The 14,136-nt window shown below is 36.8% G+C and carries 19 protein-coding genes and 1 pseudogene; 2 read left to right on the plus strand and 18 right to left on the minus strand.

Going from position 1 to position 14,136, the window contains the following annotated elements; translation table 11 throughout:
- Positions 1–12: 12 nt before the first annotated feature.
- Genes DXA93_RS05360 through DXA93_RS19545 form a run of 4 tightly spaced genes read right to left on the minus strand, consistent with a single transcriptional unit; the run spans position 13 to position 2,468 of the window.
- A complete protein-coding gene (locus tag DXA93_RS05360; protein WP_117804579.1) occupies positions 13–588 on the minus strand; it encodes a serine acetyltransferase in 576 nt (191 codons plus the stop codon).
- A gap of 57 nt (positions 589–645) precedes the next feature.
- Positions 646–1,728 (minus strand): glycosyltransferase, encoded by a 1,083-nt coding sequence (locus DXA93_RS05365; protein ID WP_119207830.1) that lies wholly within the window; start codon positions 1,726–1,728, stop codon positions 646–648.
- A 6-nt stretch (positions 1,729–1,734) separates the two neighbouring features.
- Positions 1,735–2,259 (minus strand): hypothetical protein, encoded by a 525-nt coding sequence (locus DXA93_RS05370; protein ID WP_147399520.1) that lies wholly within the window; start codon positions 2,257–2,259, stop codon positions 1,735–1,737.
- Positions 2,256–2,468, minus strand: a complete 213-nt coding sequence (locus tag DXA93_RS19545; protein ID WP_330427268.1) for a hypothetical protein — start codon at positions 2,466–2,468, stop codon at positions 2,256–2,258. The genes DXA93_RS05370 and DXA93_RS19545 overlap by 4 nt, the downstream gene beginning before the upstream one ends.
- A 102-nt stretch (positions 2,469–2,570) precedes the next feature.
- Between DXA93_RS19545 and DXA93_RS05380 the strand changes: the two genes are divergently transcribed.
- Positions 2,571–3,086, plus strand: coding sequence for an ImmA/IrrE family metallo-endopeptidase (locus DXA93_RS05380; RefSeq protein WP_256372636.1), 516 nt, complete (start codon positions 2,571–2,573; stop codon positions 3,084–3,086).
- The gene (locus DXA93_RS17940) at positions 3,083–3,253 is read left to right on the plus strand and encodes a hypothetical protein (protein ID WP_199709552.1); all 171 of its coding nucleotides are present in this window, start codon (positions 3,083–3,085) and stop codon (positions 3,251–3,253) included. The genes DXA93_RS05380 and DXA93_RS17940 overlap by 4 nt, the downstream gene beginning before the upstream one ends.
- A gap of 44 nt (positions 3,254–3,297) precedes the next feature.
- Here the strand turns inward: DXA93_RS17940 and DXA93_RS18320 are convergent, their stop codons facing one another.
- The 14 genes and pseudogenes from DXA93_RS18320 to DXA93_RS05450 form a co-directional block, all read right to left on the minus strand.
- Positions 3,298–3,801 carry a helix-turn-helix domain-containing protein gene (locus DXA93_RS18320; RefSeq protein WP_243109155.1) on the minus strand — a complete coding sequence of 168 codons (504 nt, stop codon included), beginning with the start codon at positions 3,799–3,801 and terminating at the stop codon, positions 3,298–3,300.
- A gap of 110 nt (positions 3,802–3,911) precedes the next feature.
- Positions 3,912–4,232 (minus strand): hypothetical protein, encoded by a 321-nt coding sequence (locus DXA93_RS05390; protein ID WP_147399522.1) that lies wholly within the window; start codon positions 4,230–4,232, stop codon positions 3,912–3,914.
- A 111-nt stretch (positions 4,233–4,343) separates the two neighbouring features.
- Complete coding sequence (locus tag DXA93_RS18325) at positions 4,344–5,132, minus strand: hypothetical protein (RefSeq protein WP_243109156.1); 789 nt, start codon at positions 5,130–5,132, stop codon at positions 4,344–4,346.
- Between the two features lie 2 nt (positions 5,133–5,134).
- Entirely contained in the window at positions 5,135–5,518 is a 384-nt protein-coding gene (gene gloA2, locus DXA93_RS05400; RefSeq protein ID WP_119207834.1) for an SMU1112c/YaeR family gloxylase I-like metalloprotein, read from the minus strand.
- 157 nt (positions 5,519–5,675) lie between these two features.
- Complete coding sequence (locus tag DXA93_RS05405) at positions 5,676–5,975, minus strand: hypothetical protein (protein ID WP_243109157.1); 300 nt, start codon at positions 5,973–5,975, stop codon at positions 5,676–5,678.
- A gap of 41 nt (positions 5,976–6,016) precedes the next feature.
- Positions 6,017–6,481 carry a hypothetical protein gene (locus DXA93_RS05410; RefSeq protein WP_119207835.1) on the minus strand — a complete coding sequence of 155 codons (465 nt, stop codon included), beginning with the start codon at positions 6,479–6,481 and terminating at the stop codon, positions 6,017–6,019.
- A 154-nt stretch (positions 6,482–6,635) separates the two neighbouring features.
- Positions 6,636–7,247, minus strand: a complete 612-nt coding sequence (locus DXA93_RS05415; RefSeq protein WP_119207836.1) for a VanZ family protein — start codon at positions 7,245–7,247, stop codon at positions 6,636–6,638.
- Between the two features lie 6 nt (positions 7,248–7,253).
- A pseudogene (locus DXA93_RS05420) lies at positions 7,254–7,739 on the minus strand (nucleotidyltransferase); the annotation flags it as partial.
- A gap of 7 nt (positions 7,740–7,746) precedes the next feature.
- A complete protein-coding gene (locus DXA93_RS05425; RefSeq protein WP_119207837.1) occupies positions 7,747–8,847 on the minus strand; it encodes an acyltransferase family protein in 1,101 nt (366 codons plus the stop codon).
- A gap of 12 nt (positions 8,848–8,859) precedes the next feature.
- On the minus strand, positions 8,860–10,377 hold the full coding sequence (locus DXA93_RS05430) for an oligosaccharide flippase family protein (RefSeq protein WP_119207838.1): 1,518 nt from the start codon (positions 10,375–10,377) through the stop codon (positions 8,860–8,862).
- Positions 10,370–11,563 carry an O-antigen ligase family protein gene (locus tag DXA93_RS05435; RefSeq protein ID WP_119207839.1) on the minus strand — a complete coding sequence of 398 codons (1,194 nt, stop codon included), beginning with the start codon at positions 11,561–11,563 and terminating at the stop codon, positions 10,370–10,372. Before DXA93_RS05435 ends, DXA93_RS05430 begins: the two co-directional genes overlap by 8 nt.
- Before the next feature lie 31 nt (positions 11,564–11,594).
- The gene (locus DXA93_RS05440) at positions 11,595–12,125 is read right to left on the minus strand and encodes an acyltransferase (protein ID WP_119207840.1); all 531 of its coding nucleotides are present in this window, start codon (positions 12,123–12,125) and stop codon (positions 11,595–11,597) included.
- A complete protein-coding gene (locus DXA93_RS05445) occupies positions 12,122–13,195 on the minus strand; it encodes a glycosyltransferase family 4 protein (RefSeq protein WP_119207841.1) in 1,074 nt (357 codons plus the stop codon). Before DXA93_RS05445 ends, DXA93_RS05440 begins: the two co-directional genes overlap by 4 nt.
- Positions 13,188–14,114, minus strand: a complete 927-nt coding sequence (locus tag DXA93_RS05450) for a glycosyltransferase (protein WP_256372637.1) — start codon at positions 14,112–14,114, stop codon at positions 13,188–13,190. The genes DXA93_RS05445 and DXA93_RS05450 overlap by 8 nt, the downstream gene beginning before the upstream one ends.
- Positions 14,115–14,136 lie beyond the last annotated feature (22 nt).

The raw sequence follows: 14,136 nt of genomic DNA on the forward strand, positions 1-14,136 counted from the left end.
TCTCCTTTCAAACTAATTTTCAAACAAACCGTCTGCAAGGAAATCTCTCGATGAATGATTGCTTATTTTCTTTGCAGGCACCCTCCCTAAGGTGATTTTATCTTCCGAGAAAGATTTTGTAACCACTGCATTAGCACTCACAGCAATATCATTTCCAAGATGCACAGCTCCAATTACTTTTGCACCAGTAGCAAGGAAACAGTTGTCACCAATAATTGCAGCCTGTCCATTTTTTCCTGTTGCTCCAATGGTCACGCCCTCATGAATACGACAATTTTTTCCAATTCTTGCCGTATCGTTTACCACAATAGCTCCACAATGAGCAATTGACAATCCAGGTCCAAAACAATTGATTGGAATGGAAAATCCTCCACATTTTGCAACCAATCTGTATAGCCTTCTTTTATAAATAGAACTAATCTTTTTCAACTTGCCCGGCATACAGTTGCAATAGTACTCTGCCTTTCTGAGCAAAATTTCAAATTTCCAAATATTGTCTTTTTGCAACACAAAACCAGCTGGGCGCTTTAATGCAATACGGTCTTGTTCCAAATAATATAATAAATCTTCTTTACTTTGTATCGACATCTCGCTTCTCCTCATACGCCGAATAATACTTTAAATATATTTCCTTCATTTTTTTACTCATATTATGCACTTCATAATCTTCAATGGAGCTACCGCCGTATTTTTATAAGAATCGTTCAGTAACGCATTACACCATGTCTCCGAAGTAGCATTTTTCCCCAGCTTTTGTGTCTGCTGCAAAAGAACACTTTCTTTTGGAACACCAGCAGACAAAACACACCTCGTTCCACATGCCTGCGCTTCAATTGCTACCAATGATGAGGATTCTGTATCAGATGTAACTGCCAAAACATCAGCCGCACAATAAAGTTTTGTTACATCAGCGATGTTACCAAGAAATCTAACAGATTTTTCTACGCCAAGTTTCTTTGCTAAATGAATAAGCCTATCTTTTTCTTCACCATCTCCAGCAATTATTAGAATCGATTCAGATTGTACTTGGTGAACTTTCGCAAAAGCTTCTAGCAGTAGGTCAAATTTCTTGATCGAGTTTAATCTTCCTACTCCAATTATGACAAATAAATTATCTTCTAGACCAAATACTTCTCTTCCTTCATGTTTAGAGCAGCATTTTCTCCTGATTTGTTCTATGTCTATACCATTACGAACAACTTCATACTTTGTAATACCATACCATTCTTTTGCTTCTTCTACCTGTGCCTCTGTGACACAAATAGGGATTACATTTTGACATTGAAAAGCATTTGAAATAATTTTTTTAATTTTTCCTGTATAACGATATGGACTGCTATGCAATGTATCAAATCGAACTGGAACTTTATTTTTTATAATTCCTGGCATCGTTACACCAAGGAGTGCTGAAATATGCACATGTACAACATCGGGGTTATAATCTTTAATTACTTGATCCCATACTTTTTTTGAAACTGGTCTCTGGAAAAATCTTTTGATATATGGAATCTGTAATTTTGTTATTGGATTATTCAAATAAACAACATTGTACCCCTCTCTTTTAATCTCTTGATCATACTTCGAAGTTGTTGGTTTTGTATATACATATAACTTGATTTCAATATCTGGATCATTATTGAAGTCTCTCAGGTAATTAATTACTACCTGCTGAGCTCCCCCATCTCCCATTGACCAAATCATATGCATTACTTTAATTTTTTTTTGCATTTTCTTCTATCCTTCATCTCTTCTACCTGCCACCTGCGTAATTAGCCATACATTTAGACTATAAATCAACAAGTCATCATTAAATGATACAATTCCGTTATTTCCATTATAAAATGCCATTAAAACAAGCATGCATATAAATACACTCCATTTTTTTGATAACAGTACTTGTACTCCCGGTTTGATAAAATACATCAAATATTGAACAACTGTAAATACAATTCCACAAACGAATGACCATTGTAAAAATGGATATTCCAGTGCCGCAACCATTGCTACATCACCGTATTTAAAAGCATGTCCTTCCATCATTTTGAAATCGACAATACCCTTTAACATTAAGGTTTCGAGTGATGAATTTCTTGCGGTTGACAAATCACCCGCTGCAAGCCCATCCATAATACGTGATATAATTAAATCGAACGTGCCTGTTATATACAGTCCCAAAAATAACACAAGGATTGCTATCATATATTTAGCTTTTTTCAATCCTATATTACATAACAAAAGAAGCAAAATAGCCAACATCAAGCCAGACTTACTTCCACATATAGCAATTCCAAACAAAGCTGTAAAAACATCCAAAATATATGTGGAATTTTGCTTTCCATATCCTCTTTATCAAATGTAACCCAAAAATGATTCTTATCTTTCCAAAACGGTTTTAACATATAAAGGTGGGTTAAATGACCGCCAGATGAACCCACCAAGCATACCTTTATATTTTTATTATCTTTCATCTGACACTCTCCTCTAATCTTCTTTATCCCTGCTTAGTCACGCTGGAAAATATCTCTAGTGTAAACTTTGGTTACTACACAGTTCTGCTGAACTGTGAGTACATCGGCATCAATTCAAATTGTACGAATGCCCAGCGTGTATCCGCAATGGCTCATGAACTGGGACACGCCCTCTTTGACCGGAAACACGCCAGCTCCGGTCAGGCATTTCAAGACACCTATTTTTATAGTCTGGATAATTCAAAGGCAGAACGGCGCGCCAATACTTTTGCTGCCGAACTGCTGCTGGCAGACGATGCTGTTCTGGAACCGATCGGCTACTACGAATATGCTGCCGACCAGAAACAGCTGGAGGCAAATCTGCCTTCCCGCTGCTCCTCTGCTTACCGCGCCATAAAATATCAGGAGCTTTTGCAGGAGTTCCAGTACGCACACTCTGGGTTGGTCACGCTGGATGAAATTGCCCGGATGAACTCTATCGAGAAACATTTCGTGGATTTCAAGCTGAACATCCTCGCAGACAAGGGATACCAGCTTCCGTTTCTTCCTGAACTCCACAATGATTTTTTGAAGGATTCCATGAAGAACTGCAACGAAGGCGAGGTGACAATGGATTGAACTTTTATTATTGTGATGCCTGCCATTACTGCTTTGAAAGCGAGTCACTTCCTGACCGCTGCCCGGACTGTGGTGCAGTGGAACACGATGAAAAGCCAGCTGTACGACTGGCAACAAAATATGAAATAGAGGAACTGCTCAGAATACGAGCAGAGGATAACGAATGATTGACTGCCCCACTGTGTGCAATATCTCACAGTGAGGCATTTTTTTATTTGTGGTATTTCTTGACCAGCTTTACCATTTCTTCATCCATAAAGATATCTGACATTCTACAGTCCAGTGCAATACAGATTTTGAGAAGAACTGAAAGCTGCGCTTTTTCAATATCGCGCACACCCTGTTCGTAATTCTGGTAAACCCGGACACTGATTCCGGCTTTTTCTGCAAGCTGCGACTGAGACAATCCCGCTTTCTTTCTACAAACCCGCAGCTTCACATTTCCACTCTTGGCGTGTTCTTCCTCAATCTTCGGATAGCTACGCCATAGAACAGAACCATCATCCATCAAAATCCAATCACCGTTAGAGCTCCTCTTGATTCCTGCTTCTGCTTTTTCCTCTGATAACTTAAAGTCATCATATTCCCTGGTTCTTGAATACTCGCATAATGCTTTCACTGCTTCCTGCATATTAGAATACAGGATCGGCACACCGCCATCGTCCTTGCATTTTTCGATATAGTACTCTTTTGTAAAACCTTTGATCTGCTTCATACTCATACCTCCTATTGCTTTGATGGCACATCCAAAGATGTATGATGTCAAGCAATAATTATGAGTACACCTCCACTGTGTGCAACATCTCGTAGTGAGACAGTTTTCCGTTACAAACTATATACTTCACTCATAAGCCTTATCCCGACTTTCAGCCCCTCCTCGAAAGCTGTCTTTTCCCACACACAGCACACGCTCCCCTGTCGGTCCATGATCTTTTCCCAGAGCGGAATCTGGCCGCCGTAGTCTTCAACCAGCCTTTCCATACCATCCAGCTCTCGTAGCCACTCTTCCAGTTCCTTTTCTTTGGCTTTTGCTGCTTTCCCGGCAACTGTGTTTTTCTCTACTGGGTTGTTCTCCGTGTAATGCTCGTAGATCAGATCAAGCAGGTTCTCCACCGGCAGATAATACTCCGGCTCCGTTTTCCTCAAATACTCCTCCAGCATTTCCTTCAATTTTTCTATAATGCTACCATCCTTCCCAACTGAGATTCACTTCCTCAGTTACGGCACATATTACCGTAGACTTTTGCACATAGCAACCTATTTTTTGCGTTTTTTCGGGCGCCCCATCTTTTCTTTCACTTCATCTGGCACATCAATCAGTCCAAACCGATAGAACATCCCGTAGATGTAAGTCACGCCCCGGATATCGCCCAGAGCTTTCGGACGGTCAACTACTTCTTCTTTTATATTTCCCAGAGCCAAAACTATAGAGCTCCACGCCAGACTTTTACTCTTCTCCCGGCGGTCGATCCACAGCTCTTTTGTATACTCGCCGTTCCTGCCTTTTTTAATTTCGTAAGAGAATGGCAACCCTGAGTAAGTTTTGAATTTCACACCAGCATAAGCCATAACCACACCCCAGAAGTTTTCTTCTGTCGGATATGCCCTCCACCGCTTCATCGCTCTGTATCTCCGTTGCCGCTCTGCTCCAACACTGATCTTCTCCTTTTCTGCTGTACTTGGGAAGTACACACCTTTCTGATAAGGCAGGTACGAAGTAACGGAGGCTTTGGAAAGGTTAAGCGCCTTTGCGGTTGAGATGATGGAGGTTTTGTAGTCTTGTGTTTCACGGTATTCTTCAAAAGTGTTTTTTACTTTCTCTGCCACATCTGATTCATACACACCGGCTGTGATGAGGAGCTTCCGGACTTTGATAGGATTTAGGTTCAGGGCATCGCCGATGGCCTGCAAGGACATCTCAGAATCATAAAGCGCCACAGCACTTTCCATCTGCTCTTTCAGATTCTTCCCGGCATCGTAGTCTGGCTTCAACTTCTTCCGACCGCCACCAGGCTTCCGGGGCTTATACGCTCTTTTCTCTCCCATAATTACTCATGCAGCTCCAGCGGCAGTCCATCCGGGTCATGGAAGAAAGTCATCTTCTTGCCGGTGTAATCATCCACGCGGATTGGCTCACATTCAATCCCTACCTCCGCCAGCTCATTCACCGTCTGCTCCACGCTATCCACGCAGAACTCAAGATGGCGTAGCCCACAGGCTTCCGGGCGGTTCACACGCTTCGGAGGATTTTCCTCAGCGAAAATCTCCAGTTCCGTGTGTTCATTAACACGAAGATCCAGCTTCCAGTCCTTACGCTCCGGGCGATAGTTTTCCCTAATAACAGAGAAGCCCAATTTGTTTACATAAAAATCCTTGGCAGCTTCGTAATCAGACACGATGATTGCAATGTGATGTATTTTGGATAAGTTCATTTTGCTCACACTCCATTTCTTCTATCTCATTTTATTTTCGTTATAAACTATATATCAACTCTCAAAATATACCGTGTGCGCCTCAGCTCCCGGAGGAGCCTGTGTTCCGCACACGGCTCATATTTTTATTTCAGCTTTTCCAGAATCTCGTCTGCACTCATCCCGCTGGCCAGTAGCTTCTTAACCACACTCTCGGCTTCAGCTTCTTAGCTTCTTCAGCGGCCTTAGCATCTGCCCTTGCCTTCTTCACTTCCAGGGATGCCACTTCTTTTTCGACCTTCTTCAGAGCAGACTTCTTCTCTTTCAATGTGTTCTTCTGCTCCTCAATCGCTTTCTGGATGGATGCGATCTCGGTATTCAGAGACGCAATAGTCTCCTGCTTCTCTGCAATCTGGGATGCGTAGTCTTTGGTAGTATTGATTTTGGGACGGTTTTTGCTGCCTTTCGTTCTGGGCATAGGTGTGTCCTTCTTTCTATTTAGAATAGTCAGTTCTAAAATCAAATGTTCAATTTATCCAAGCTATTTTTCTTCAATTCTTCAAATACATCATCCGGCATTTCTGCAAAATTATAGTATTTTCCAGCAAAACCACTCATTGATGTCGGCTCTGGCTTAACCAGTCCTCTATGTCTATTATCGTTGAATTCAACTGCATGGATATACATTTTTTCTACAAGATCAAAAAACTCATCCACATCATCAATATTATATTTTTGAATAAACTCCACTGTGTTATCTTTTGCAGTATCAATATCTGCGTATTGAAACACACCTTGTACATCACAAGTTCCTGGCGTTCGATATTTTGGTGCATTCAAACCAATTTCAGCATACGACTTACACAGATTCCAAAAATCATCTTGCGCTTCTGTATTTTGTAAAATGACATTCAGGTTTTCTGATATTTTTTCAGACTGCAAACTATTAATAAAAGCCGTCTTTGCGTTATATCCATTTGACACTGTCTAAGCCTTCTTTCTAATATTATTTTTCTTTTCTCACATCTTCGCCGATCATAATAGATCGTTGCCTGCTGCCCACCACGGAGAGGTGTGTGATATTATTCGAGCAGCGTAGGGAGCTACCGCTCCCAGTATATCACAATTTCATCCAGTTTTACAGACACTTTCTTACCTTCATCACCGCATAGTACACCAAACCACCTACTACTCCGCCAACTGTGTTGTAGAAGATGTCTGATAGCTGGAATGTACCCAAGCGAAGTAATAATTGCAGCATCTCGATGCTTATCGAAAAAATAATCGCTATCTTTCCGCATTGCCACAGTATCTTCTTCCAGCCGTTTCCTATCTTTTCTTCGAATGTCCACGCCACTACTGCTGAAAACGGTACCATCATAATCACATTCTCGATGCACTCAGTGGTCAGAACCTGTTCACCATTCTTTGTCTCCCAGATTCCCCAACCTCCCATAACATCGGATAAAGGATTTAGCCATAGATTACGGTTTAGTAACGTCCTAAACAAAATCATTGATGTCACAAAGGCCAGTAAGAACAACTTCCGAAAGAACACGCTCTCTTTGAACTTCTGATACCATGTCACTATGGCATTCTTCCAGCCTTTGCCTGCTGCGGAAGGTTCATAAGCATATAGATAGAAGAACATGGTAAAGAATGAAAGCAGAAGTGAAAATCCAAACGGCTCATACAGAGCAGTCAGGATGTTTGTGAGGATCTTTCCGAGTAAACTAACTATTCCATTCATCACGTTTTACAGATCACTGAACAGGTCAGCCTTGTATACGCCATCCGCCAACCTTTTTTTGAAGCTGTCCTTTACGGCTGCGACATCTTCGTGGTAGGTCATTCCGTACCAGGTGTCGTTGGTTTTCAAAACCTTCACAGACATCTTGCCCTGCTCCAGTAATTCTCCAATGAAGATAGGGATCAGATACTCGGCTTTCTGAGGATTACCCGGTACTTCTTTCTCGAAGAACTCCTCGAAGCCTTCTTCCAGTACATCTAAAAATTCCGGAGTCAATCCCCACATGTTCATGGAAACCAGAGAATTCACATCAACAGTCACGCCGTCTGCTTCTGCTCCATCTTTACTTTTCACGATGTTCTTGGTTTCCACAACCTCAGTCAGGTTTCCATTCTCATCCATCTTGCAGATACCACGAGTCACACCACCGTTATCAGACAGAGTGTTCTTCAGTACAAAACCCGCCATGCAGGACTTACCGCCATTCACCACGATTCTGTTAGGTCTGACGAACGTTTATTGATTGCTTACAGTATTTTAACTTCTTCAATATACTTGGAATTGCAATGCCTACAATTATTTGCATAAAAATTCGGAGTACATATAGAAACAAGCTAGTTATATTATTCATATGTGTAGCATCGTCTATATGTATTAGCATAGTCATTATTATATAGTTTACCGGAACTCCATATAAATAAATATCCATAGAATACATGTTTATCAATTTCAAAATTCTATTATTTAGTACCTTAGGGAACCGATTGATAATCCAATAACAAATAGAATACCAAAAGAATATTCCAAATATTTGTTCTTCAAAAAGAAAAAATCGTTTACCTTTGTCTACTAATAAAAACGAAAACATCCATGCGCCAAAGACTCCGCTAATTTTCAAAATGGTCTTGTCTTTTAACGCCCTCTTAATATTATCCTCAAATTCGACAAAAAACATACCTATTAAGAACCACATCCAATATTTCGCAACTCTATCTATATAAGCAATCTCTGTCACATAAATTTTTATATAGTCATTCAATAAATACATAAGCACTGCTGGAATCATCATTACAGCAATTGCTGTTCTTTTCTGAATTTTCATAAATCCTATCAAAATAGAGTTGCAAGCATAAGTCAAAACAAATATAATAAACAATGCCTCCAAATACCATAAATGATTCTTTCCAAATCCAATCAGATATAATATCACATTGTAAACGCTCCCTCCAAAATAATTTGAGCACCATAATATTGGAATATTATACAATATAGACACTAAAAAATATGGAATGATCAATCTCGGAATTTTATTTTTTAATAATCCTAAAACGGTTTTATACTTACCACCATTCAAGCAAATTTGAAACACCATTCCAGATATAAGTATAAAAAGTTGCATGTGGCACGAATATATAATTCTTGTGCCAAATCCTATTATTTTGTAAATAATTGTTTCATCTAGAATATATTTTGTCCAATCACATCCCATAGAACTAACAGATGTTGTAATAATATAAAACCCACTGTGACCAAGAACCACCAAAATCGTTGCAAAAAAGCGGAGCAATTCTATTTCTTTATTTTTTTTGTTATCTACCATAATTACTCCTTCCTATGCTTGTTCATGTCTTCTATTCCAATACTTTTCTAAAAATATGATTATAGCATTAAGCACAATTGCTCCTCCGCCTACCATTACACATTTCAATACAAATGTTAACCAATTATCACAGTTTGGGAATCGAAGAAATGCCCAATACATTAGAAAGACTTGAATAAAACAAGTCAAAAAATGTTCTATAATTGAGGAGTAAAACGTAGTCAACTTTACTTTTAAACAATATGCCGCATAAATTGGAGTGTCAAAAAAATGGACATAATTAAGTACCAATGTTGTAAGAACAACAGCATATGCACCAAGGCTTGTATATCTAATCAAAATATACATTGAAACGACATTGATTATTCCAGTTGCAATTGTTATAAAACATGGAACCTTTAATTTCTTCGTAAGTGTAAATACATAATATAGTGGTTTTACTACACCTATAATAATATCACTCATCAAAACTATTATTGCAATTATGTATAAAAACTCTGCATTTTGAGTAGGAAGCCATAAACGGAACAAATCTCTACCACAGACAACAAAACCCGTAAAAATTATATTTGAAATCATTCCTGTGGTTTTCATTGCCTTTTTAAACTCTGAAACTAAAGTTTCTGTATTTCCTGATGCATATATTTGCAGAAGCTTGGGCCTAAATGAATTTGTTGCAGACTCTAATAATGTATTACAAATCGTTCCCAAACTTTTCCCAATCGATATCTCTCCCATCACAAACGGAGAAAGCATGAGATTGGTTACAATCAAATCCAATCCGCTATTAAGAATATTACCAAAATTATTGATTGAATTCCATATCCCCAATGAAATAAGCTTTTTTATAGCGGCAGTATCAAATTTTGAAATGTTAAATCTTAATTCACTCGTAAGAACTTTGGTATAATGTATATTCGTTGCAAATACATACACGCTTGCAATCAGTAGTGCTATTCCAACATACCAAATTCTTGTCTCAAATACGGCGAATAAAAAAATCAGAAAAAAACCTTGTACTAAATAACTAATACTTTTCTGTCGTTCTGAAAGACTGATTCTATTTGTTATAAACGTTCCAACCGAAAAAGCTGTACCTATAATGGTAATAGTATATCGAAACAATGTTAATACAAATAATATTTTTACATCAACAACTAATTCCCTTGAAATATTTAGAATGTGTTCTAAGTTTAATATCGTAGGCGTTCCAATTGCAATAATAAAGATTGACAACACAGTATCTGCAATAATAACAGAGTTAAAATATTTATTTGCCTCCTCAATATTTCCCTTATGAAATGCTATTGATATATATCTGCACGCAAAGGCGTTTAATGCAATTGAAATTACATCTATATAAGATGTAAGCGTATTTGACAACGTCACAAAACCAAAAGCCTCTGCTCCAGCGGTATTTGTAACATATGATGTCATAAAAAAAGTTATGGCATAATTCACAGCAACTGCCACCATGGACCATATCATATTAAGTGCAATTAGTTTATTATCACTATATTTCTTAATCATTATTAGCTCCTACCTGTATTCTTTTCATTCTTGGATTTTTCAAATACATTCCAAAATACAAAACGAACACATTTGATGCTACCGGAAGATATTGATTTTCCATACACGAAACCATCAAAATTATAATTAAACTCAAGCATCCCCATTTATCATTTTTTGCAGCATAAATTATAGCTACTACTATTACATATAAATATATAAACAATGAGATAATTCCATAATTCAGATAGATATACAGATACAGAATATCTGATCCAACCAAGGCATGCGACATCCCCTGTGATAAAACATCTTCCCATGCATATGTTTGAATTCCCGCACCAAACAACGATGGTTTATAATACTTAAGCGTTAATCCCCCTAATTCCAAACGAGAATTAAATAACATATTGAGTATGCTCATTTTAGAGTTGTTTGAATCGTAGTTTGCAGCCAAATAAAACATTGCTGCTATCATAGATATAGCAACTATTACAATTATATATCTTTGCGTTTTGCTAAAATTCTTATTTTTTCTGCGCTTATGTAACAAACTTAATACCGTAAATATTATTACAATTGCAATTCCCAATTCACTGCTTCTCGAATCTGTTAGCTTATATGTTACTACAAATATAAAAAGTTGAAAAAATATGTCTTTCAAGTTAAGTTTTTCTCTTCTGACATAGGCAAGGTAAAGTGCTATTAGAAAAAGCATTGCGCCAAAGCGATTAGGATGTGCAAATCCCATTGAATATCTAACCGCTCCACTTGTGCGAGTAGTCATTACATTTTTAACAACATTGCAACAACACAGTATTACCAAAATCAAGGTAAAAGAAATTTTAGCAATTAAATCAATTCTAATTATTTTCTCAAAGCTAATGCTTTTTACACAGATAGTCACTAAGAGAAAATTAAGCATAGTTGATGCAATAATATAATCTATAGACTTATTAGAAATAAGTGTTGCTATTCCAGTCAAAACAAATATAAGAGTAAGCACAAAACACTTGGCAGTATATTTAGATGTTAATAATTTAAACGCACAAAATAGATATCCCACACAATAGCAAGAGATCATAATAACACGTATACTTCTAAATTGTGTCGGTAAATATGATGTTTGCAGTAAATATCCCAACAGGAATGCTACGTATATAATCCCTTCTATACTTTTACTATCTACTTTAACTGTTTTATTCACCTAAACACCTCCAAGATTATATGTATCACCGTCATATCACCTTTTTTTCTACTGCCGGATTACCTACTACCAAAGTGTTACTATGATATTTCCCTTTTACAACACTTCCTGCGCCGATCACGCAATTATCTCCTATTACACTATTTTTTAATATTGTAACATTTGCTCCTATCCAAACATTTTTCCCTATCAGTATAGAACCAATTTTGTAATTTTCCATTCTATTCTTTGACATATAGTCATGGTCATGATCAAAAATCGCACAATTGGGTCCAATATTGGTATCTGATCCAATTGTTATTTTCCCTCTACATGTTAATGTGCAATTGTTATTAAACGCAACATTATTGCCTATATTTAAGATTCCTCCGTTTCTGACTCTTACACTACATCTATCCCTCAAAATTACTCCTTCAATTTTATATTGAGCCCCATTTTCACAATCAATTTGTGATGAAAGCGGCAAGGTTTTATTCTTGAATTTCCAAATATTATCGTTTTTATTCAATTGATGTTGGAGCCCCCACCTGTAAATAAACTCTAAAATTTGAATTATTTTCATTTAATAGCCTCCTGATACAGTTTTCGATATCTTTCCTCAGTTTTTTCTTTTGAGAAATTATTATTCAAATACTCTCTAATCTCGCTGCCCATTCTTTCAATAGATTTAGGGTTATCTGACCACTTCATAAACGCCTCGTTTATTTTATCTACTAATGCATTTAAATGTTCTGATTCATTTTCATATTCATACGAAAACATTAATTCTCTAGGAAAATCTCTCACTGTTCCAATCTTAGGTATAATAACCGTTTTTCCCATCGTAAATGCCAGCACAGAACTTCCAGAATTCAAGCTACTTTTAATATCGAGAGGAATTAGCACAATATCTGCCCAATCATAAAAGGAAAACATTTCAGAATCTTCAATAAACCTCGGAATAAAAGTCACTTTAGAAAGATGATTCACTTTGTCTTGAATCAGTTTTTCATAGTCTTTATTGTTTGCTTTTCCTGCAATTACAAATTCTATATTCTTTCCTTGTAATTTATTTGCTGCTTCAAGAATCAACTCTATATTTTTATATGGTCTTACACTTCCCATAAATAAAATGTGCATATTACGTTTCACACTATTCGGCAATTCTGGAATAGGCATTTTTTTTTCAGAATATGCGCCTTCATAACTTGGGTGATACATCACACGCACCTTTTTTTCAATATCTTCATTCGACAAAAAATCTCTCAATATTTTCTTAGAATAAGTACATAAAACCGCAATATAATCCGCCTTTTTACACAAAAATTTCATTAAAAAGTAGTTTATACGTTTGTACTTTGTGTCATGAGCTTGCCTATTATGCATCGTGTAAATTATTTTCATTCCACACCACTTATAATACGCCACCCTCAACAACTGCCTCATCAGTAAAGCGATTGCCTTCCATAATTGGCAATCACCAATAGAGTCAAACCAATTCAAATTTATTATCTTGATTTCTTTTGCAAGCTTATGATTCTTTTTTATGTCTTCCAAATCATATACTTCATATCCCGCATTCTTTATTGCCTCTGTAACTATAGCCACATAAGGATTCTTATGATTTAGCGGATAATACACAACCTTATCCAATGTCTTTCTCCTTTAAAATTAAAGTATATATTTTCTCAAAAGTATTTGCTTGCTTTCTTATTTCAAATTCAGATAATTTCGCTAAGAGGTTGCTTTTACACTCCTCTAAAAAGCCATTATTGTCAAGAAAGCAATTCATTGCATTTTTCAGTTCATCACTTACACCTGGGTTAACTAGAATACCTGTTTTGCCCTCTTGTACAATTTCCGGTAACGCACCAATTCTACTAGCGATAACTGGCAATCCACTTTTATAAGCATCTAAAATCACTCTTCCAAATGGCTCGTTCCACAACGATGGGCAAACCAACACATCACATCTATTTAATAATTCTGCAATTTGCGATTCATCTAAAAAACCGGCATAATAAATTCTAGAATCTTTTATGGCTGCCTCTTCAATTTTCTGCGTTTTTTCACCCTTTCCCGCAAAAACTAGCCTTGCATTCGAACTTTCCAGATTTTGAAATGCTTCCAATAGAGTATCTATGCCTTTATGTTCATGAAATCCACCTAAATATACAAAAGTGATTGTGCTATCTGCTTTCTTTTTTGCACAATTTACAGCAACATTTTCTTTATTAAACTCACACGCATTATACACTACACTATGTTGTGATTTTTCAAAAAATCTTCTTTTTTCAACCTCTTTAATCATCATATTCGATGGTGCCGTCAAAACATCCACATAATTGGTAAGCTTTCGATTTATATATTGATATAGTCTACACCCAATATTAGGTGCGTTACAAATTTCATTATTCTTTTTCAATAAATTCGTTTTGTAGCACATTAAGTAGTAATCTCTAATTGTGTGTACCGTATGTATTCCATTTTCTTTCGCCGTTTTCCATATAATTGGTGTAATTTCATAAATATTGTTTGTATGAATTATATCTGGTTTTTCTTTCTTTAAAATGTCAAATAATTATATTTCGATT

It is taken from the genome of Blautia sp. OF09-25XD (assembly GCF_003482095.1).
Lineage (GTDB): Bacteria > Bacillota > Clostridia > Lachnospirales > Lachnospiraceae > Fusicatenibacter > Fusicatenibacter saccharivorans.